The 17,423-nt window shown below is 65.2% G+C and carries 27 protein-coding genes and 1 tRNA gene; 11 read left to right on the top strand and 17 right to left on the bottom strand.

All coding sequences use genetic code 11. The features are described from left to right. The first annotated feature begins 176 nt into the window (after positions 1-176). Positions 177-1,025, top strand: coding sequence for a hypothetical protein (locus CQ040_RS16450; protein ID WP_105527931.1), 849 nt, complete (start codon positions 177-179; stop codon positions 1,023-1,025). 448 nt (positions 1,026-1,473) lie between these two features. On the opposite strand, the gene CQ040_RS16445 is transcribed toward CQ040_RS16450, so the two are convergent. The 4 genes from CQ040_RS16445 to CQ040_RS16430 form a co-directional block, all read right to left on the bottom strand. After that, the gene (locus CQ040_RS16445; protein ID WP_105527930.1) at positions 1,474-1,821 is read right to left on the bottom strand and encodes a hypothetical protein; all 348 of its coding nucleotides are present in this window, start codon (positions 1,819-1,821) and stop codon (positions 1,474-1,476) included. A 27-nt stretch (positions 1,822-1,848) separates the two neighbouring features. Then, complete coding sequence (locus CQ040_RS16440; protein ID WP_181156992.1) at positions 1,849-2,676, bottom strand: hypothetical protein; 828 nt, start codon at positions 2,674-2,676, stop codon at positions 1,849-1,851. Next, positions 2,676-4,304 (bottom strand): hypothetical protein, encoded by a 1,629-nt coding sequence (locus tag CQ040_RS16435; protein ID WP_181156991.1) that lies wholly within the window; start codon positions 4,302-4,304, stop codon positions 2,676-2,678. The genes CQ040_RS16440 and CQ040_RS16435 overlap by 1 nt, the downstream gene beginning before the upstream one ends. 100 nt (positions 4,305-4,404) lie before the next feature. After that, entirely contained in the window at positions 4,405-4,632 is a 228-nt protein-coding gene (locus CQ040_RS16430) for a hypothetical protein (protein WP_105527929.1), read from the bottom strand. A 117-nt stretch (positions 4,633-4,749) separates the two neighbouring features. Between CQ040_RS16430 and CQ040_RS16425 the strand changes: the two genes are divergently transcribed. Then, a complete protein-coding gene (locus CQ040_RS16425) occupies positions 4,750-5,235 on the top strand; it encodes a DNA-binding protein (RefSeq protein ID WP_105527928.1) in 486 nt (161 codons plus the stop codon). Positions 5,236-5,304: 69 nt separating this feature from the next. Here the strand turns inward: CQ040_RS16425 and CQ040_RS16420 are convergent, their stop codons facing one another. Beyond that, positions 5,305-5,730, bottom strand: a complete 426-nt coding sequence (locus CQ040_RS16420) for a DUF2087 domain-containing protein (protein WP_181157664.1) — start codon at positions 5,728-5,730, stop codon at positions 5,305-5,307. A gap of 52 nt (positions 5,731-5,782) precedes the next feature. Between CQ040_RS16420 and CQ040_RS16415 the strand changes: the two genes are divergently transcribed. From CQ040_RS16415 to CQ040_RS20785, 4 genes are all read left to right on the top strand, one after another. Further along, positions 5,783-6,103: an Lsr2 family protein gene (locus tag CQ040_RS16415; RefSeq protein WP_105527926.1), complete on the top strand. Its 321-nt coding sequence runs from the start codon at positions 5,783-5,785 to the stop codon at positions 6,101-6,103. 28 nt (positions 6,104-6,131) lie between these two features. Then, entirely contained in the window at positions 6,132-6,413 is a 282-nt protein-coding gene (locus tag CQ040_RS16410) for a hypothetical protein (protein ID WP_105527925.1), read from the top strand. 47 nt (positions 6,414-6,460) lie between these two features. Then, positions 6,461-6,751, top strand: a complete 291-nt coding sequence (locus CQ040_RS16405) for a hypothetical protein (protein WP_105527924.1) — start codon at positions 6,461-6,463, stop codon at positions 6,749-6,751. 169 nt (positions 6,752-6,920) lie between these two features. Further along, positions 6,921-7,061, top strand: coding sequence for a hypothetical protein (locus CQ040_RS20785; protein WP_181156987.1), 141 nt, complete (start codon positions 6,921-6,923; stop codon positions 7,059-7,061). 92 nt (positions 7,062-7,153) lie between these two features. Here the strand turns inward: CQ040_RS20785 and CQ040_RS16395 are convergent, their stop codons facing one another. From CQ040_RS16395 to CQ040_RS16385, 3 genes are all read right to left on the bottom strand, one after another. Then, positions 7,154-7,405, bottom strand: coding sequence for a hypothetical protein (locus CQ040_RS16395; RefSeq protein ID WP_105527922.1), 252 nt, complete (start codon positions 7,403-7,405; stop codon positions 7,154-7,156). Beyond that, a complete protein-coding gene (locus CQ040_RS16390; RefSeq protein ID WP_105527921.1) occupies positions 7,402-7,875 on the bottom strand; it encodes a hypothetical protein in 474 nt (157 codons plus the stop codon). Before CQ040_RS16390 ends, CQ040_RS16395 begins: the two co-directional genes overlap by 4 nt. A 63-nt stretch (positions 7,876-7,938) precedes the next feature. After that, complete coding sequence (locus CQ040_RS16385; RefSeq protein ID WP_105527920.1) at positions 7,939-8,451, bottom strand: hypothetical protein; 513 nt, start codon at positions 8,449-8,451, stop codon at positions 7,939-7,941. A gap of 103 nt (positions 8,452-8,554) precedes the next feature. Between CQ040_RS16385 and CQ040_RS20515 the strand changes: the two genes are divergently transcribed. Next, a complete protein-coding gene (locus tag CQ040_RS20515) occupies positions 8,555-8,809 on the top strand; it encodes a hypothetical protein (protein WP_146113935.1) in 255 nt (84 codons plus the stop codon). Further along, positions 8,809-9,627, top strand: coding sequence for a hypothetical protein (locus tag CQ040_RS16380; protein ID WP_105527919.1), 819 nt, complete (start codon positions 8,809-8,811; stop codon positions 9,625-9,627). Before CQ040_RS20515 ends, CQ040_RS16380 begins: the two co-directional genes overlap by 1 nt. A gap of 13 nt (positions 9,628-9,640) precedes the next feature. Here the strand turns inward: CQ040_RS16380 and CQ040_RS16375 are convergent, their stop codons facing one another. The 3 genes from CQ040_RS16375 to CQ040_RS16365 all read right to left on the bottom strand — a co-directional run bounded on the left by CQ040_RS16375 (position 9,641) and on the right by CQ040_RS16365 (position 11,356). Beyond that, complete coding sequence (locus CQ040_RS16375) at positions 9,641-10,288, bottom strand: hypothetical protein (protein ID WP_146113934.1); 648 nt, start codon at positions 10,286-10,288, stop codon at positions 9,641-9,643. A gap of 209 nt (positions 10,289-10,497) precedes the next feature. Further along, positions 10,498-11,217 carry a hypothetical protein gene (locus tag CQ040_RS16370; protein WP_105527917.1) on the bottom strand — a complete coding sequence of 240 codons (720 nt, stop codon included), beginning with the start codon at positions 11,215-11,217 and terminating at the stop codon, positions 10,498-10,500. Positions 11,218-11,280: 63 nt separating this feature from the next. After that, positions 11,281-11,356: transfer RNA gene (locus CQ040_RS16365), tRNA-Val, on the bottom strand. A gap of 193 nt (positions 11,357-11,549) precedes the next feature. On the opposite strand from CQ040_RS16365, the gene CQ040_RS16360 reads away from it, so the two are divergent. Then, positions 11,550-12,155, top strand: a complete 606-nt coding sequence (locus CQ040_RS16360; RefSeq protein WP_105527916.1) for a hypothetical protein — start codon at positions 11,550-11,552, stop codon at positions 12,153-12,155. Positions 12,156-12,195: 40 nt separating this feature from the next. On the opposite strand, the gene CQ040_RS16355 is transcribed toward CQ040_RS16360, so the two are convergent. Both CQ040_RS16355 and dprA read right to left on the bottom strand, forming a co-directional pair. Then, on the bottom strand, positions 12,196-12,981 hold the full coding sequence (locus CQ040_RS16355; RefSeq protein ID WP_146113933.1) for a DUF4145 domain-containing protein: 786 nt from the start codon (positions 12,979-12,981) through the stop codon (positions 12,196-12,198). A 102-nt stretch (positions 12,982-13,083) separates the two neighbouring features. Further along, on the bottom strand, positions 13,084-14,001 hold the full coding sequence (gene dprA, locus CQ040_RS16350) for a DNA-processing protein DprA (RefSeq protein WP_105527914.1): 918 nt from the start codon (positions 13,999-14,001) through the stop codon (positions 13,084-13,086). A gap of 216 nt (positions 14,002-14,217) precedes the next feature. Between dprA and CQ040_RS16345 the strand changes: the two genes are divergently transcribed. Both CQ040_RS16345 and CQ040_RS16340 read left to right on the top strand, forming a co-directional pair. Further along, positions 14,218-14,769: a hypothetical protein gene (locus tag CQ040_RS16345; RefSeq protein WP_105527913.1), complete on the top strand. Its 552-nt coding sequence runs from the start codon at positions 14,218-14,220 to the stop codon at positions 14,767-14,769. Next, complete coding sequence (locus tag CQ040_RS16340; RefSeq protein WP_105527912.1) at positions 14,766-15,119, top strand: hypothetical protein; 354 nt, start codon at positions 14,766-14,768, stop codon at positions 15,117-15,119. The genes CQ040_RS16345 and CQ040_RS16340 overlap by 4 nt, the downstream gene beginning before the upstream one ends. 40 nt (positions 15,120-15,159) lie before the next feature. Here CQ040_RS16340 and CQ040_RS16335 read toward each other — a convergent pair whose 3' ends face one another. The 4 genes from CQ040_RS16335 to CQ040_RS16320 all read right to left on the bottom strand — a co-directional run bounded on the left by CQ040_RS16335 (position 15,160) and on the right by CQ040_RS16320 (position 17,275). After that, on the bottom strand, positions 15,160-15,810 hold the full coding sequence (locus tag CQ040_RS16335) for an N-6 DNA methylase (protein ID WP_258132760.1): 651 nt from the start codon (positions 15,808-15,810) through the stop codon (positions 15,160-15,162). 17 nt (positions 15,811-15,827) lie between these two features. Beyond that, positions 15,828-16,232 (bottom strand): hypothetical protein, encoded by a 405-nt coding sequence (locus CQ040_RS16330; RefSeq protein ID WP_146113932.1) that lies wholly within the window; start codon positions 16,230-16,232, stop codon positions 15,828-15,830. A 126-nt stretch (positions 16,233-16,358) separates the two neighbouring features. Next, positions 16,359-16,586, bottom strand: a complete 228-nt coding sequence (locus tag CQ040_RS16325; protein ID WP_105527909.1) for a hypothetical protein — start codon at positions 16,584-16,586, stop codon at positions 16,359-16,361. Further along, positions 16,583-17,275, bottom strand: coding sequence for a hypothetical protein (locus CQ040_RS16320; RefSeq protein ID WP_146114741.1), 693 nt, complete (start codon positions 17,273-17,275; stop codon positions 16,583-16,585). Before CQ040_RS16320 ends, CQ040_RS16325 begins: the two co-directional genes overlap by 4 nt. Between the last annotated feature and the right edge of the window lie 148 nt (positions 17,276-17,423).

The following is a 17,423-nucleotide window of genomic DNA, read 5'->3' as shown; positions in this document are numbered from 1 at the left end:
CAGTGGGTGGGTGTCGCAGACATCTCCCATCGGAGTGACCGACTACTGCCCGGAGCACACACCCACGGTCCAGTAGCTCGTCGGTGTCGCAGCGCCGGCTGAGTCCTTCGGCGTGCCCCTGGCGCGGGCGTCTGAGGTGTCATGGATCATGGTCGGAACGCCAGAGGGGGGGCGAGATGGAACTTGCACGTGACGATGCGGGAGATCTGTTCACCATCGAGATGATCCGCGGGAAGGCGACACTGCCGCCCCTGTGGTGTCCTGGCGAACTACCCACCGGGGAAGAGTGCGGTGCGAAGGTCCAGGTCAAAGCCCTCCACAGCACGCTGCGGTCAGCCCACTTCGCTGCTCGTCACGAACCAGGGTGCGACGGCGCCTCTGGGCGGTCCGAGGACCAGCCCGGAGACGCTGGCACCCACGTCGACCAGGGCCTCCGGCCTGTGCGGTGGAAGATGCGCCTCGTCGACGACGGCGAATCTCACGGCCCGGACGGTCGCCACCGTCCTGACGACATGGTGCCCGGCCATACGACTCGCCGGCGCCGCGCTGACGCTGCGCGAGGCTTCGAGGACACCGCTGACGATCGCAAGTTCTCCACTCTCCTGATCGACATCCTGGCCGGGACGATTCCCGCGAACCTGGAGCTCGTCATCGGCACGCTCGCGCCCCAAGCAGCCTCGGATCTCATCGTGGCCGCCGCCGACGCCCATGAAGAGACCTACGAGGATCGATCGATCATCCTCTGGGGTGAGGTGAAGCAGATGGTGCTCAGCCCATACGGCAGCCTCTTCCTCAAGCTTCGCCATGCTGCAGACGATGTCGCGATTCTCGTCGATAAGACGAACATGAAGCGCCGCGGTATCGACGAATCGACGGATCTCGTCGGCCGGCACGCCATCGCCTACGGCAAGTACGTGGTCTCAGACACCTCAGGGAGGGCGCACCTTCGGGTTGAGGGTGGGGCCCTCGCCTTCAACCCGATCCTGCGGCGACCGAGGAATGCGGGGGCATCTGATGTGGGATGACGCCGACGCGGGGGCACAACCGCGGTGCCCTGAATGCGGTGTCGTCATGCGCGATGATCCCGCGGGCTCAGTCTGCCCGGAGTGCGGTCTCACGCACCCTCACGACGATGTCGTGATGCCCCCGGAGTTCGATGGCCCCTCCCTCTACGGAGGGTAGGCGGGTTCCACCACGGCGATGTCATTGGCGGGCTGATCTTTGCCGCCATTACGGCCTATCTGATCTTCCAGTTTGAGCCCGTCTGGTGGTCGATCGTCACGACGGTCCTCGCAGCGGTTGCCGCTGTCGTCTTCTTGTGGAGAGGGATCACCGAACGCAGAGCCGAATCCTCGGCTCCCTCTTCCGGGGATTCCTCGGAAGAGGGAGCCTGACATCTCGCCGAGCCCGCGCCGCGGTCATCGCAATCGGATCAGGCGCCTGCGCCACGGACGGTACGTGCGGCGAGTATGCCTATCGCCGTTGGCGTCGCTTTCCCCAGAAGGAGCGCACTGCCATGGTGATGGCCTCGTCTTTGGTGAGTCGGTCGCCGCGTTCCGCGGCCTCGTTCCGGGCATTGTCGATCAACTCGATGACATCCGGAGGAAGCCGGTAGGACGCGGGCACCTTGTTGACGCGCTGCACGTTGTAGGGGCCACGCTTCTTGCCTGTGCGAGGACTGGCTGGTGCAGCAGCCGCAGCCGTCGTAGGAGTGTCGACGGGATCGACGTCCTGGTCGGCCGCGGGGCGGGGCGCACGCTTGAGGGTCTTTGGCCGCTCCGACTTCGCATCCTTCGCGGATCCGCTGTTCTTAGTCGCCATGTGCCTGCCCTCCTTTCACGGTCGTCGTCATGAGTTCGCTCCCCTGCCGCCGCGCCGCGAGGCTCGCTTCGCGGCGGCGGCGTCGCGCTCCGCCTTGAGCGTGCGCTCTGCAGGCGTGAGCGTGCGGGGCAGGCGGGAGCGGCCCCGCGACTGGTTGCGGTCGTATGCCTCGGTCTTGGGCATCTGAGTGACGTTCAGAGTGACGCCGGTGATCGGCACCTCCGACACGTCGAGATTGACGTAGCGCAGCTCGGACTCCCGGGCCAGCCAACCGAGGGTGTCGCCACCGGCCTCGTTGACACGCTTGAGCATCGTGGAGGCGTTGTAGGTGTTGACCTCCATCTGTCGGCCGTTCGCGAACGTCACGCGTGCGGTGATCTGCTTCTGCTTGTCCTTCGCCTGGCCCTTCGCGGCGTTGCGGATCATCTGCACCAGGTCGACGTTCGCCTGCGCGCGGCCCTTCGCAGTGCGGCCCTTCGGGATCTTCGCGTCGATCTGACGCCCACCCTCCGCCATGTACGTCGTCGAGATCTGCATGCGGCCACCCTGACGGTCCTCGGTGTAGCGGCCGCCCGGATCCTCGGGGATCACCGTCTTCGACTCGGCGCCGGCCTTGGTGCGCACGGGCATCAGGGAGCCGTCCTTGAGGCGGCGCCGCGGAGGAACCTTCGTCACACGACCGGTCGATGCGAGCTCCTCGAGGGTGTCGCGATACAGCGCGCCGCTGGTCTCCCCGTTGAGGATCTTGCGCACCATTCGAGGGGATCGGCGAAGCTCGGTCGCGATCTCCGACGTCGTCACGCCACGCCCGCGCAGGAAGCGGACGAGATCTTGGGCACTCTGCTGATCCGCCATCACGCAACTCCCTCAGAGGTGATCGCTGCAGCGGTGCCGGCGCGTTCCGCGCGACTCTGCAGGGCGGCACGCTGACGACGGGTCTCGGGGGTCGTGTATGAGCCGTTGAGGTAGCCCTGCAGGCGCAGACGCCCGGTCTTTCCGTCATCGCCGCCGCCGTTCGCAACCGGCAGCGACCAGGACGGCAGCGACGTCGTGAACAACGCGTCGCCCTGGATGCCGATCAGCGTCGACGGAGGAACGTTGAGAGCCCCGGAGGTGCCGTTGCCGAGCGCGCTCGGGCCGTAGAGAACACGAGCGCGAGCCCGCCCCCAGACCTGAGCGGCGAGCTCCGGGTGGTAGAAGCTCTCCGTGCGGGAGTTGCGGGAGCTGGGTACTCGGTAGACGAACAGCTTCCCCTGGCGAACCATGCCGCGTTGGTACTCCGCCGGCACTTCGAAGGCGCTTGTCGCGACGCGCGTCTCATCGCGGCCGCCGGAGGCGAACGCACCAATCGAGTGGAGGACGATCGCGCGCAGCGCCGACATGATCGCCTTGCGTAGCGCCGGGTGCAGGTCCGGATGCTGCTGCACACGCTCACGAGCGCGGGTCATCCGCTCCGTGAACGTGTCCAGCGGACGTGCCTTGGTGAAGAGCACGGCCTCGTGGGGGATGATCTGCCACCCGTGAGCGAGAGCGACGTGGATCTCTGACCCATCCGCCCAGGTGTCTGCCGTCGCGCCGGGGCGGTTCGGGTACACCCAGCCCTTGTCGAGGTCCTGGTGCTTCACGCCGAGCAGTCCGACGTGGTTCCAGTCCTTCGGGACGGTGAAGCGCACGTGGAAGCGGGCGCGAGCGTAGGGGTCTTGCTCGAGCAGCTCGTAGGCCGCCTCACGATTTAGCCGGCGGGCGGGACCGATCCCGAGCTCGCGGCCGACGCCGGCGTACATGAAACGGCCGTCGACGTAGGTGAACTCAGTGAGCTTCTTCGTCTGCGTCGGGTCGATCAGTGGGACGCAGTCCTCGTAGTCGGTGAAGTCGGTGCCGGCGACCAGGTGGTCATAGTGGTGCTGTCCACTGGTGGCGTGGATCTCGTCGGCGATATCGGGATCGACGGGCACCGGGTTGATATTGCGGGGGAGCGAGAGCGCCCACAGGTTTGCTCCCGTGGCTGCAGGGCTGTTGAACAGCCGTGCGCGCTCATCTGCGGCTCGAAGGATCGCCGCGGTGGCATCCCACGCCTGTCGCGCCTGAGAGGGCGTCAGGGAGCTGTCTCCGAACCACTCCTCAGCAGTACGAACTTCGATCTTGAAGCCAGTGGTCTCGTGCTCGAAGCGTCCGGTCGGAGGGCCGTTGTTGATCCAGTGCGATCCGGGCTTCCATCGGGGCGTCTGCACATACAGCCAGTGACGGATGCCAGGAGCAGGCTCCGGCCGCTTGCCCGTCAGCATGATGCGGTTGGCGCCATATCCGGCCGCGGTGTCGAGGAGATCGGTGAGATTCGGACTCTTCCGACGATCACCGATCACCGGCCTGACAGGCCCGCCATCCTGCGTGACGCCTTGGCCGGACGTCTGGTCGACCCAGATCGTCGGGATTGCCTTTGGGGTCCACGGCTTCGGGCGATAGTCGATGTTCATGTCGATCATTCCGTGGTCTCCTTCCAGCTCGTCACAAAAGTTATATTAGGGAAGGTTGCATGAAAAATGCAAGCAAATTTCACAGAAGAGAAGATCATCCGGCGCCGAGCTATGAAGCCAACGCCGTGCCGGTACGCAGCCGATAGCTCGTCAGAGCCTTCGACACCCCGCGCTCGGTCATCTGCAACAGCAACGCCACTTCACGCTGTGTCAGGTTGGCCTCACGCGCCTGTGCGATCACCTTGTCGCGGTGCTCCCGCAACTCCTCCAACCGCGCGAATTCCTCAGCGATGTGACGCAGTTCCTCACGGATCTCATCAGGATTCTTGGCAACCATAGGAACGAGGTTACGGAACTCAGTTCCGACACGGCGTAGTCGCTCGGCGTGTCGGAACTCATCACCCTCGTCACCCCCGCTGGTTATATTCGTAAAGACCAACCCGCGAGGAGACCGATGAGCGCCGGCACCCCCCACGACGACACCGCACTCACCAGTGCGCAGATCGCCGACCTCATGGACGTCGGCGTCAGCTACATCTACAAGCTCCGCTCCACCGACACCGCCTTCCCCACCCCCATCGCCTACGAAGAGCGCTCGCCGCTGTACTCCGAGACCGCCATCCTCGAGTACATGAAGGCCCGATCGAACCGTGCCCCCTCGGCGCGTGGCCGCCGCCCCCGCGCGCTCGTCGACGGAGAGAACGCCGACACGTTCGCGCAGCGCCTCCGAGCGAGCATCATGGCGGGCGAGGGCAAGCCCGAAATCGACACCCAACGCGCGCTCATCGAGAAGCTCGGACTGAACAGCGTCACCTTCGGAAACCGGATGCGCGGACGCAACCGCTGGAAGGACAGCGAGCTCGCCGTCATCTCCGAGCTGCTGCGGATCGACACCTCCGATGCCAACGACGCCGTCACGAAGGCGCGCGCTCGCGGCTAGTCGACAGTGGTGCGCGGCAGGTCGACCGCTGCATTGCTGTTGTATTGGTCTCACACCTATAAGGGGTGGTCACGGTGACGCGGAGTCGACATTTTGGGCCGGGTGTTCGACCGATCCTCGTGGGGGCGGCGATCCCTCGGTGTACGCAGATCCGTCTCTTGTGCGGTCGAGGTGCTCGGCGACGACCAGGTAGCGGCGTAGCGCTGCGACGTCATCGGTGAAAGGCGCGAGCCGCTTGTTCAATTGCTCTTCGGTGAGTACTTCGCCGGTGGCGATGACCTTGTCTGCAATGAACTTGAGCAGCGTCGCGCGATCGGCAGCTCGGCGTGGGTACTGGCGGATCCGTCCCTTGTCGTCGATCCATTTCGAGAGATCTGCGTGGTGTGGATCCGTCATGTGGCCATTCTCTCCCGAGAGCAATTCGCGCTCAGGTCGACGGTGATGAGCGGTATCGCTGTCACGAGAATCGGGATCCGTGGCTGTCTGCAACGTCATGCCAGCAATATCTTGCGGGTTGAGGCGCATTGCAGCGACTATCGTGACCGTCATGGCACGACAGATCATTCACCAGCTCGTCGACGACATCGACGGGACCGTCCTCGAATCGGGAGAGGGTGAAACCACGAGTTTCTCCGTCGACGGCAAAGGGTACGAGATCGACCTCAAGCCGGAACATGCGGCGCAGCTGCGCGAGGCGTTGGCTCCATACATCGCTGCAGCACGGCGAACAAGTACCCCGACAGCGCGACGAAAGACCGGCCGCCGCAACGTCGAAGAGATCCGTACCTGGGCGAGAGCCAACGGATTCACCGTCTCCGACCGCGGCCGGATCCCGGTCGAAGTCGAAACGGCATTCCAGAACCGCTGAGCCGACTCGACAACCCAGGAGGTAATCGATGCCGTTCTTCGAGATCAACGCGGAAGCACAACAGTTCACTGGGCGGGAAAGCATCGACGCCGTGGCTGAGCTCGTGAAACGGTACCGACCGGGAGCATCCACCTTCGGTGATCCCAAGGCCGGCACCCTCCGTTTTATCAACTCAGGTCCCGAAATCACGATCGAGATGGGCTCCTGGGTGGTCGCGTTCGGCGGGGATGTGGTTGTGGTCTCGCAAGCCGAATTCGACGCAGCTGTCACTCGCCCCGTTGACGAGTCCGACGACCGCGAGCAGCGCTGAACTTTCGCACCTTGGTGAACGCAGGGGCCGTACGGGAAGCTGTTCATATGCAACCGATCGAGATGCCCCAGGTCACGTTGAATGTGCAAGATTCTGTGCTCGCCCAGGCGATCGCGGGGCACAGCGGCTGGCAACAGAACGACGCCGGCGCCGTGTTCGACGAGGACGGCGTCATCGTCGCGGACAGCCTTTCGGACCTCGGCCACATTGCTCGTTCTCTCGGCTGGTTGACACCGAGCGGATCGCGAGCGAGCGGCGTGGTCTGGTCGAAAATGCCCCACTCATCAGAAGATCGTGCAGACAATGCACGCTCCGGTGCACGCAAACTCGGCCTGTAATCATGACTGCTCGAGGAGCCTGATGGACCGTTCCCCCATTCCCCATAAGCCACGTTTCGCTGTGCGCCCCAGAGAATCGGCGCAGTTCACCGGGCCAGAGAGCGTTGAGGCAGTCGCAGAGCTGGTGAGAAAGTACCGCCCGCGCGTGAGCTACGCCTTCAATCCTGTGATGAACACACTGACGTTCTCCGGGGTCGGCCGTGACATCAAGCTCGAGCTGAACCAATGGGCTGCCGTCCTCGAAGACGGTGACATCTCAGTCATCCCCGCCGCCCTCTTCGAAGGCTCGCCCCTCGAGGGCACCGAGTAACCCCCACACCTGCCGCGCAACGCCCTCAGTGCCCGCCTAAAGCGCCGAACGCGAGTTCCACGCCCCATGGCACCCGCCCGCTACAAAACCCCTCACAGACTGTCGTCAACAGATGCGGCGAGCGCGTCGACGTTATCGAGGAGTTGCTGCCAGGTGTGGATGGGGCGGATGCGTCCGGCGATGGTGATGACGGCCCATGGTGTGGGGGTGTGGAGTTCGTAGCGGCGTTGGCCGTAGATGGTGACTTCGATGCCGTTGTGCGTCCAGGTGGTGGTGTGACCGGGGGCGGTGGTGGCGATCGCGTCGAGGAGTTCGGCGATGCGAGGGTCTGCGGGTGTGGTCACGCTGGTTCTTCTCGTGTGGTGTGGCTGAGGATGCGGGCTTGGACGAAGGGGAGCATGGCTGCGCGCTGGGGTGCGGTGAGGCAGGCGAAATGGGCGGCGAGGGTGTCGAGGGCCTGTTCGAAGGTATCGGGGATGTCCTGCAGGGCGTTCTGGGCGCGTTGGGCGGTGTGGGCGGCTTGCGTGTCGGCGCGGTCGTCGAGCCGCCAGGTCTCGATGTCGGTGGGGTGGGGCCAGGAGTCGACGACGCGAGGGGCGTTGGGGCCGTTCAGGAGGATCTTGGTGGGGTCGTCGCCGGGTTGTCGGATTTCGAGGATGGCGCCGATCGGGATGCCGGCTTGGTAGGGCAGGAACGCACCTTTGGCGGCGCCGAGGGTGTTGGTGTCGTCGAGCTCGCGGTACCAGTAGGCAATCTTCTGTCCGGTGAGGAGTCGTCGGCCGATGTAGACGACGCGGGAGGCGCGGATGCTCATGGCTGGTCCTTTCACGGGTTGGTGCCCGGGGGCCTGGGGTGATCCGCCAGGCCCCGGGGAGGCTTACGCGGAGAGGGGCTCGCGGGAGTGTGCTGCGGCGGGGGAGCCCAGGGCGATCGCGCGCTGGGTGAGCCAGTAAGCGACGAGGGCGGGGTCCGCGGTGGCGGGGATGCCGGAGTCTTCGGAAGCCTCGCCGTCGGCGGTCTCGATCCACCAGGTGGCGCGGAGAACGTGGGGGTTGATGCCGGCGCGGTCGGGCGCGGTGTCAGGGGTGCGGGTGCCTAGGAGGATCTGGAGGGTGAACATGCCGCCCATCTCGGCTTCCACTTCGACGGGGAAGGGGAGGAGGGCGGCGACCGCGGTCACGTGGTTGTCGATCCGCTCGATCTCCAGGGCGTGCGCGGCGTGCTCTGCGCTCGCCGCGGTGGCGAAGCTGTGGTGTTCCAGTGCGCTGGCGAGGTTGTCGCCGGTGTGGGCGGTGGCGAGGTCGTTGAGGAGTTGGGTGCATTCGGTGGGGTTCGCTCCCTGGCGGACGCGGGTGGCGATGAGCTTGTCGGCCTGCGGGGTGGTTGTCATGATGAAATCCCATCTTTGTTGTGAACCTGACGTTTACAGAGTACGTTGAGGCGTCGGGGAAAACAAGACCCAATAATCGGGCCGGATTAGGTACAGTGAGGTCATGACCAATGACCACGGTGCGCAGGGGCCAGCTGAACTACGACGGGGGCGCCCGCGCGTCGGTGCTTCACGGGGAGAGTCCCCTGTCGTCAAAGGGCGCGTGACGCCAGCCGAGTTCGACGAGTTGCAGAAGGTCATGGCCGAAAGCGGCCGGAGCCAGTCCGAGGTCATCCGGCGTGGGGTGCAGATCGTCATTCAAGAGCACCGCGAGAAGCATGACCGCGCCACCAAGTCCAGTCCGGAGGATCCCGCCTGATGGACAGCCCGGAGACGCCGAAGACTGACGCTTCGCCGCCATCTCTGTTGAGTGAGATCGAGCGGGATCTTCTCGACGACGTCCCCGTGTCGACCGTGCTGAGGAAGCTCATCATCCTCGGCGGTTACGCGGGAACGAGTGAGCTGCGGGACTGGGCGGCACGCGAACTGCAGGGCTACATCGGGGTGCCGGAAGATCAGCTGCCGAGGTACAGGATCGTGCCCGCCATCATCCAGGTCGACGCCGCAGTGCCCCAAGGATTCATCAAGCACCAGACCATCGGTGTGCACGAGCTCCCCGAAGAGATCCGTGAGGAGATCTCACACAACGCGACATTCCGCCAGGGGGTCGGCGAGCTCGAAGCGATGGTCATCACATACGACGAATCGAAGACCGTCCAGATCATGCTCCCGGGAGCGACGGCCATCGCCAACCTGATCGACTACAGCAGCGGCCGCCGCGACCAGAAGATCACCGCGATCTACTGGGCGGTGAGTACCTCCGCGATCACGGGCCTCCTCGACCAGGTGCGCACACGCATGGCACAGATGCTCGGAGAACTCAGAGCCGTCACACCCGCCGGCGCCGCACTACCGAATCCCGTCGACGCCAGCAAGGCAGTCAGCATCGTCATCCACGGCAAGAACAACCGCGTGAGCGTCGCCCACGCAGCCAGCGGCGGCGTGGCCTCCACGGCAGAAGGCGAGACCGAAGGACGGTTCTGGACGACAGGGCGGCGCATCGGTGCCGCCCTGGTCGGAGCCTGCACGATCGCCGCCACGGTGATCGCCTGGTTCCAATTCCAAGCCGGCGGATAGTCCCGCACCGGGGTCATGTCACCCGATAGACCCGATTCTCCTCGCCAACCTCGAACCCGAGCCGCTCGTACCCCTCCCGGAGATTCTTCGTCCGAGCTCCCGCGGCAAGCACACGGCCTGGCGGAAACGCCCTCAGCGTCCGGGCAGCCAACATGAACGCCGCTGCGCCGTCTGCAGCTGTGCGCGCTGCGAGCGACTCGATCACCCAGCGATCCCCTTCCGGAGTCTCCTCGCCGATCGATTTCGACGCCGACTCGCTCCGCAGAATTGGTAGCACCAGCAGCACCCCGCCGGCGACGCCCCACAACAAGAGCACCCAGGGCAGCGCCACACCCAGCGAGGTCACGACGGAGAGCAGCACCCCGGATCGCGACTCGACCGCCCACATGACGACCAGCAGATACGCCGCACACACCACCGCCACCACTACCATCAGGATGCCGAGCAGCGCACCCAATCCGCGAGCAGGAGAATGACGCAGCGCGACAACAAGCGCCCGCCGATCCCGCGACCCGTATAGGCCCCCTCTGACAAGAGCCGGCATCAGGATCATGAACGACATCGGGATCATTGCGATCGCCGCCAGCCACCGCGAAACCCGAACGCCCCACGTCACGACGTCGGTGCGGATCTCCTCGCTGACGCCCCGAAAGTGGTCCACGCTCGCACCGCCATACGCCGTAGCATGCGTCCACACCAGCCCCGGAAGATCACGACACCGCGCCCTCCCCGACGCCCTAGACACACACCCCTCCGCTCACCTCGCCAGCGTATCCACCCCCACGCCGAGAGCCCCCGCCACAGCTCGCAATGCGGCGAGCGCGAGCAGCCAGCCGGGCATCCGCTGGTGAGAGTGTGCCCGGTGGTTGGTCAGGCGGTCGCGGATGCTGTGAAGAAGATTCGGGCGTCGTCGGGGGTGAGTCCTTCTTCCATGAGGATCTGTCCGGCGACGGCGCAGATGACCATGGAGATCGCGTTGAGGTGAGGGGACCAGTCCCGTGGGTCTTTCGGCGCGGTGATGGTCCCGAATGCGTCTCTCGGGGCGTAGGCGTCAGCGAGTGCCTTGGTGGCGTGGGAGAACTGTGTTGACGTCCACCACATGTCGTAGAAGCCACCGGCATCGTCGGTCTGTTCGGAGAGGTTGAGGATGGAGCGTGCGGCGCTCTTGAGGGTCGGGTCGAGGGTACCGAATTGGTCGAGGTCGATCTTGGGCGGGGTCTCGATGACGGTGATCGGGAGGCCCATTTTCTGGAGGTTCTCGGGGTGCTTGTTCGCGTGGCTGGCTTCCCCGTCGAACTGAGCACGGAGGCCGGCTGCCCGGTCGTCGAGGCTGTGCAGCCAGATGAGACGTAAGGCGACTTCCAGCACTGCACGCGTGTTCGGGGCGGTGGCGCTTTTCCGGCCGTCTCGGGTCATCTCACCGACGGCGAGGATCTGGTCGTGCGCGGCAAGCACCCACCCGATCACGGTGTGTCCCACGGGGGAGGTGCGGATGTGCTGATGGTCGACGGCGAGGACTGCGCGAGCAACCGTGACCACGTACTCCGGGGAGACAGGGTCGATCGAGATCTCGTCGGGCTTCTTCGGCATCGTGTTCTCGGTTCTGAGCGGTCGTTGGACGGGGAGGCCCCGAGCGCGTGGCGTCGGGGCCCCAAGACCAGGAGGGATTCGAACCCTCGCCCTCCGCTTCGTCAAAACGGTGCTCTATCCGCTGAGCTACTGGGAGTCGTGGTCATCGGCGATGCTAGTGCAGAGCGGGTCGCCTACGAGAAATCCGTCAGCGGTGTCAAGCGCCGAGCGCACCGCGGCGTCGGCAGCTGCGCGACAGCCCGAGAGGCATGCTCCGCTTCACGGCTCATTCCCCGCCTGCGTGCCCGGAATCGCGGGATCATGAGGAACCACCTGACGATTCGAGGCACACGATGACACTTCCCTCCCTGGACAACCTGGCCTACCGCGTCGATGACGACGGCGACCACCCCGGCGGAGGGCACTGCGCCTGGCTCGGTGGGGACACACGGCAGCAGGACCGGATCGCGATCATCGGCCAGTACGCCACCGCGCTGCGCGTGCTCGTCGATGCGGCAGAGAAATCCGGAGACGGGTGGAGCCTCACCCGCCCGATCCTCTTCGCAACGCACCAGCTGTGCGAGAACGCACTCGATGTCGCGAACCACTTCCACGGCGTCGACGTGCCCACCACGGGGAAGAAAAGACACTCCCTCACCCTCAAGATGACCGGCGCTCTCGACGGCGGCGTCTATGACAAGCTGACCCCCGAGTGGCGGGAGTGGTGTCAGGCATTCATCGAGACGATCGCCCCGCTGACAGGCAACGGCTACCCGGGACGGTACGCGCTCTCCACCATCCAAGGGCGACTACAGCTGGACGACGTGTGGTGCTGCATCAACCCACAGGCCCTCGCCGACACCGCAATCCAGTTCGCAGGACTCACCATCGGGACCGCCGCCGAGGTCAACGACTCGACATCATCGTCCGAGGTTGTATCCACGAACATCGCGGAATAGGCAAGCGATCAGAACCGGGACGCCTTGACCCGAACGGGTACTAGTTCTTGGACCGGGGGATCCTCTTCTTCCGGTTGATCTCCTTGATGCGCGCTCGCCGCAGGCTGTTGGTGGGGTCGTAGAGCTCGGTGAGGGCGTGTTGGAGTAGTTCAGCTCCCTCGAGCACTTCGGCGACGGTGAGGTCGCTGCCATGAGAGCCGCTGTTTCCAATCCACTTGACGGCCATGAGGGTCTCGGCGACCTCGGCGTTTGCAGGGTTCGCGCTGCCAAACATCTCAATGCGTGCGTGGGCTGGGTACGTCTTCCGCTTGTGCGAACCGTTGATATACGTGCGCTTAATGCCCTTGACGGTGAGGAGTTCTTCGATCGCTTGGCGGAGCTGGTTGGCGGCAGCGCTGGGATTGATCCAGAGCAACTCGGCAGCAGCGTGAATAGCTGAGGTGACCTTCGCCGGGGTACTCGCATGCGGGGTGAAGATTGGAAGAGGTGGGGAGATGTACCGCACGCGGATGTAGTCGATCCACGTCTCTCGACCGTTGTGATCGTCGACGTTTACATCGTGGGACCAATCCCCGCTCACGAGAAGGGTGCGGCCGCACTGAGGATTGTTGCAAGTGAGCTTCCCGGAGCAGGTGCCTGTCAGCTCGCCAAGGCCTTCCAAGCCCGCGTCGATAAGCATCACGAGCTCATCGGAGGCCGGATCCCGGATGGTCATCAGAGAGTTCTTGTCCAGACTGACGGTTCCTTCACCGCATTCCGGGCAGGCCAGAGGTGGCCAGGACAGGTAGCTGACCCAGCTATCGAGTTTCACAAGACGGTTCGACACGCTTCGAGCGTAGGGGTACGCGCCCGGACCCGGTGCGGGAGCGTACAGGTGAGGGCCACTTCCCGCGCAGGGGGAGCCGGGAAGGCCCGGCTCCCCCTGCGGCTACTCGCCGTCGACGAGAGCCATGATGTCCTGCGCGCTGGTGATCAACGTGGCCTTGTGGTCACGGATGAGGCGGTGGCACCCACTCGATGCCACCGATGTCAGAGGACCAGGTACCGCACCGAGACGACGCCCCAACAACACCGCGTGATCAGCCGTGCTGATCGACCCCGACCGATACCCGGCCTCGGTGACCACGGTCACCCGAGACAGAGCCGCCAACACCCTGTTCCGAGCCAGGAACCTCCACCGTGTGGGTGCGGTTCCCATGGGCACTTCGGAGATCACTGCGCCGTGCTCGGAGATCCGGTTGATCAGCTCGGAGTGGCCAGCCGGGTAGCGCCGTTCGACCCCGCATGCCACCACGGCCACGGTGGGGATCCCCGCGGCGAGCGCGGCGCGGTGCGCGGTTCCGTCGATCCCGTAGGCGGCGCCGCTGAGGATGGTGACCTTGTGTGCGGCCAGGTCTGAGACGATCTCGGCCGTGATGGCTTCGCCATATCCGGTGCTGGCTCTGGCTCCCACGACGGTGATCGGTCGCGGCGTGGTGAGGAGGGAGGCGTCGCCTCGGACGTACAGGGCGACGGGGCGCTGGGTGCCGAGGTCGGCCAGCGCGGGGATCGTGTCGGGATCGATCAGGGTCGTGCCCGCTCGCTCGAGGGAGGCGAGGTTCTCGGCGATCGCTGACGAGCTGATGCGGGGTGCCCATTGGGCGGCGGAGGCGGTGGCGGTGCGCTCGTCGACTCCTGCGTCCTGCAGGGCGGCGCGGAGGCCGTTCCCGGTGATCGCGTCGTATGCGGCGACCGGGCCGAGGGCGTCGATCAGTGTTCCTGCGACGGCGTCGCCTGGTTCGATGATCGTGCTGATGGCCGCGCGGGCGTGGAGGGCGTCTGTCTGGGGGAGTGTGCTCGTGCTCATCGGAGATCCTTACTTCGTAGTTGTGAACCTGACATTTACCCTCTACGAGGGGCCACCGACATTCGGATCGCCACTCAGCGCACTCGCCCGCCCGCCGATGAGTCGCGCCTCTCCCGGTCGGCCGTGGCGTGCAGTTTGTCGACCTCGGCCCCTTCTGCCCGCCCCTTGTAGGTGAGGGGGTCCACACCGGGCCATCCGAGCCGAGAGGAGGCCGCTGTGGCCGATGAACTGACACTGACGAGACGCATCGAGCGATACGAGAACTTTCATCAGTCGAAGCGCGCCAAGGCTGTTGAGCACGAGGAGCTGTACTACCTCATCGATCACCAGATCGGTCGTGTCGAAGCGCAGTTCTTCGACACGGAGCACATGCTTCCCTACGCCGTCGCGGGGCTTCCTTGGCCGATGCGGAGGCATGACGCACGCAGTTTCGTTCTCGTCCGTCTGCTGCTGACTGTGCTCGTCGGCTGGTGCGTCGGTGTGCTGTGCTACCCGGGAGGCGTGATGCTGGCCCTGGTCGTCGGCGGCGTCTCGGCAGGGGCGTTCTATCTCCTCGCCACCCATGGGCCGAAGCTGCTCCCGCCCGAGGATCTGGAGAAGCGAATCCAGCTCGTCAACAAGTTCACCGACATGCAGCTCGCGGTGGCCGCCGAAGACGAACGCGTCGCGGAGGCGCGTCGCGCTAAGCGGCTCCACGAGGCCGACGCGGCGAAGCTGCCAGCCGTGGAAGTGCGCCGGGGTACCGAGACTGATCGGTCGACGCGGTGAGCATCGAAGCCGTGTACTCAGAGCGAGAGGCAAAGCCCAGCCGTGCAGCTCGGTGGTTGATGGTGGCGATCTACGTCATGGCGGCAGCGACGGCGGTTCTTGCCGTCGTTCAGTGGGCGGAAAGAGGCTGGGTGCAATCGGGCTCAGACCTCGTCGGCATCGTGGTTCAGACCGTCTATCTCGTCGCGATTGTGGGCTGGTACTCCATGCCACGCAGCACCTCAGAGAAGCTCTCCGCGAGCGTTCTCATGGTCTTCGCAACGGTTGGAGTACTCGGCGTTCCTCCCTTGGCCTCGGCAGTCTTCGAGATGCTCAGCCGAGGGTCGTCTCCCGCGCTCTTACCCGCCTAGCAGGGCTCCCGTCATATCCGGCGGGAGCCCTGTCCATGCGTCAGCCGGCTAGGGGCGTTGAGAGCGTCCGGTCCCATCCTCCGAGAGCGTGCGTCACGGTCGGCCAGGTATCGAAATGCTCCAGCGTCAGAGAGTTCCGGTGATTCACGATTGCCGGGATCTGCAGCAACGAGAGCTGGATGTAGGACATGTGCACCGCGTTGAGGCTAATGTCATCGGCTGTGACGTGCAGCTGTGTAGAGCAGTCGAAGCCTTGGGAGGCGAGTTCCTGGGCGACGGCGATCACCATGGCACCCGCGCCGCAGGCGGGCTCGTACACGGTCAGGAAAGGGCGCGTTTGCAGCCGCTCGGCGGCATCCGGCACCTGCAGGGCGGCCATCAGTCGACAGACGCTGTACGGGGTGAAGAACTGTCCCTGGTCGCGGCTTGCGATCTCCAACTGCATGTAGACCTCGCCGAGCACGTCGCGCGGCTCCGAGGCCAGCTCGATCGTCACGGCGCCCAGCGCCTCGGCGAACCTCATCCACTGGGCCTCCGAGTACCGCTCACGCGTCCGCTCGTACTGCTCCTCCCGCTCGTCGTGGCCGTTGGGGTCGAAGCGGTTGCGCAGGGCCGATGCGCTCATCGAACAGAAGTCGCCGAAGACGGTATGGAGATCTCGCTCACCCGTGTTCGCGCGCAGCAGCTTCACGATCTCTTTCGACGACATCAGGCGCTCACCATCCCGGCGTGAGCCGCCTTCACCTCGCGCACCGACATTGCCCGATCCGTGACGCCCATCGCGTCGACGGCGGTGAGTAAGTCATAGGCATCTGTCGGGGCGTCTCCCCACGACATGCCACCGCTGACCATCCACCAGGTGTTGTGGAGGAAGAGGGTCGTCACGTCCCTCCGACCCGCAGCGAGTGTCACCACGGCGAGCTCGAGGAGATTCCGCAGCGCGGCTTCCTCCCCGTCGTCGTCCTCCTCGAGCAGATGCTCCAGATCTCCAAGATCGGTCTCGGAGATCTCCAACCGCTGCACCCTGCCGAGCAGTATGTGCTGTTCGATCTTCACGAGTACCTCAGGGGCCAGCTCGAGGGAGTCGCACCAGGCCTTCGCGGCCGCGCTCATCCGGGCTTCCTTCGCGATTGCCATCAACATATCTGCACCCATGGTGTGTCCTTTCAATCCGTTGTTGTGAACCTGACATTTACAGACTATGAGGGGCCACCGACATTGGAATCGGCGGCCCCCGAGTCAGGCCCGCTGTGCCCGGTCGATAGCGACGGCAGCAGCCATCAGCTTGTGGACGCCTCGCCCGTCGAGGTCGCGATACCAGGCGGCGGCGTTGAGCAGGTCGTCAGAGGTCGGCACCCCGCCGTTCACGTCGCTCACCGCCATCGCGTATAGATCCGCGTCGGCGGTCGGGCCGAGGATGCTGAGGACCGCATGGTCTGCGATCTGCTCCGGAGTGAGAGTGCTCATGCTGAGGCCTCCGCTTCGCGTGCGGCGGACAGCGCTGCCGCCTCGCGCCGCTGGTGTTCGCCCCATGTCGCGGGCGGTTCGGTCCCTACGGGTTCGCGGGTCACCCATGCGTGATTGCGCTCGGAGGCTGGGATGTGTTGCCCCAGCCGATCTGCGGCACGCATCGCCTCGTATGCCTCCCTGCGGGCCTCCAGGGTGCCCCCAGCGATCTGGCGCGTGACGGTGGCCTCCTGGACCGGCGTGGAGGGGTCACGCTCCCACAGCGTGAAGATCGCCTCTTCGCCGTCGATGTACCCGGGAGGGTGCATGCCGAACTCGCGGGCCTCGTGATAGATCCCTCGCGCTTTGGTGTCCGCGAGCCCTTCACGCACCGCGGTGAGCACCGGCACCGAGGTGGTCGCCGCGGTGCACGAGACTGCCGTTCCGTCTGCGGCGGTGTATCCGAGCACGTACCCGTCTGCGGTGGTCACGTAGTAGGCGACCTGACGGCGGTAGCGCTTGCGGCTGCCACCGGTGAGGTACTGCTCCGTGTAGTCGCGCTGCGCCGCCCGCACCAACTCCGCGAGTGGGCCATGCGCATCGGGGCGCACCGTGCCGAGCACAGCGATCGATTCTCCGTGCGCGAGCGTGCTCGAGAAGGGGCGAGAGTGGGCCACTGCCTCGCGAAGCTGTTCCGTGTTCATAGCCATTCTGAAACCTCCAATGTGTTGTGAACCTGACGTTTACAAACTAGGGAGGGGGTCGGACATTGGTGGGGGTGGGGGACTACGGGCGCGAATTTTGCTTGAATTTTGCAAGCATTTTTCGGGATCGTGGTGGCGGCGTGGTGGTGTCGGG

The organism is Microbacterium sp. MYb54 (genome assembly GCF_002979515.1).
In the GTDB taxonomy this organism is placed as follows: Bacteria; Actinomycetota; Actinomycetes; order Actinomycetales; family Microbacteriaceae; genus Microbacterium.
Note: the sequence above shows the minus strand (reverse complement) of the source record. Positions and strands in the feature narration are given on the sequence as shown.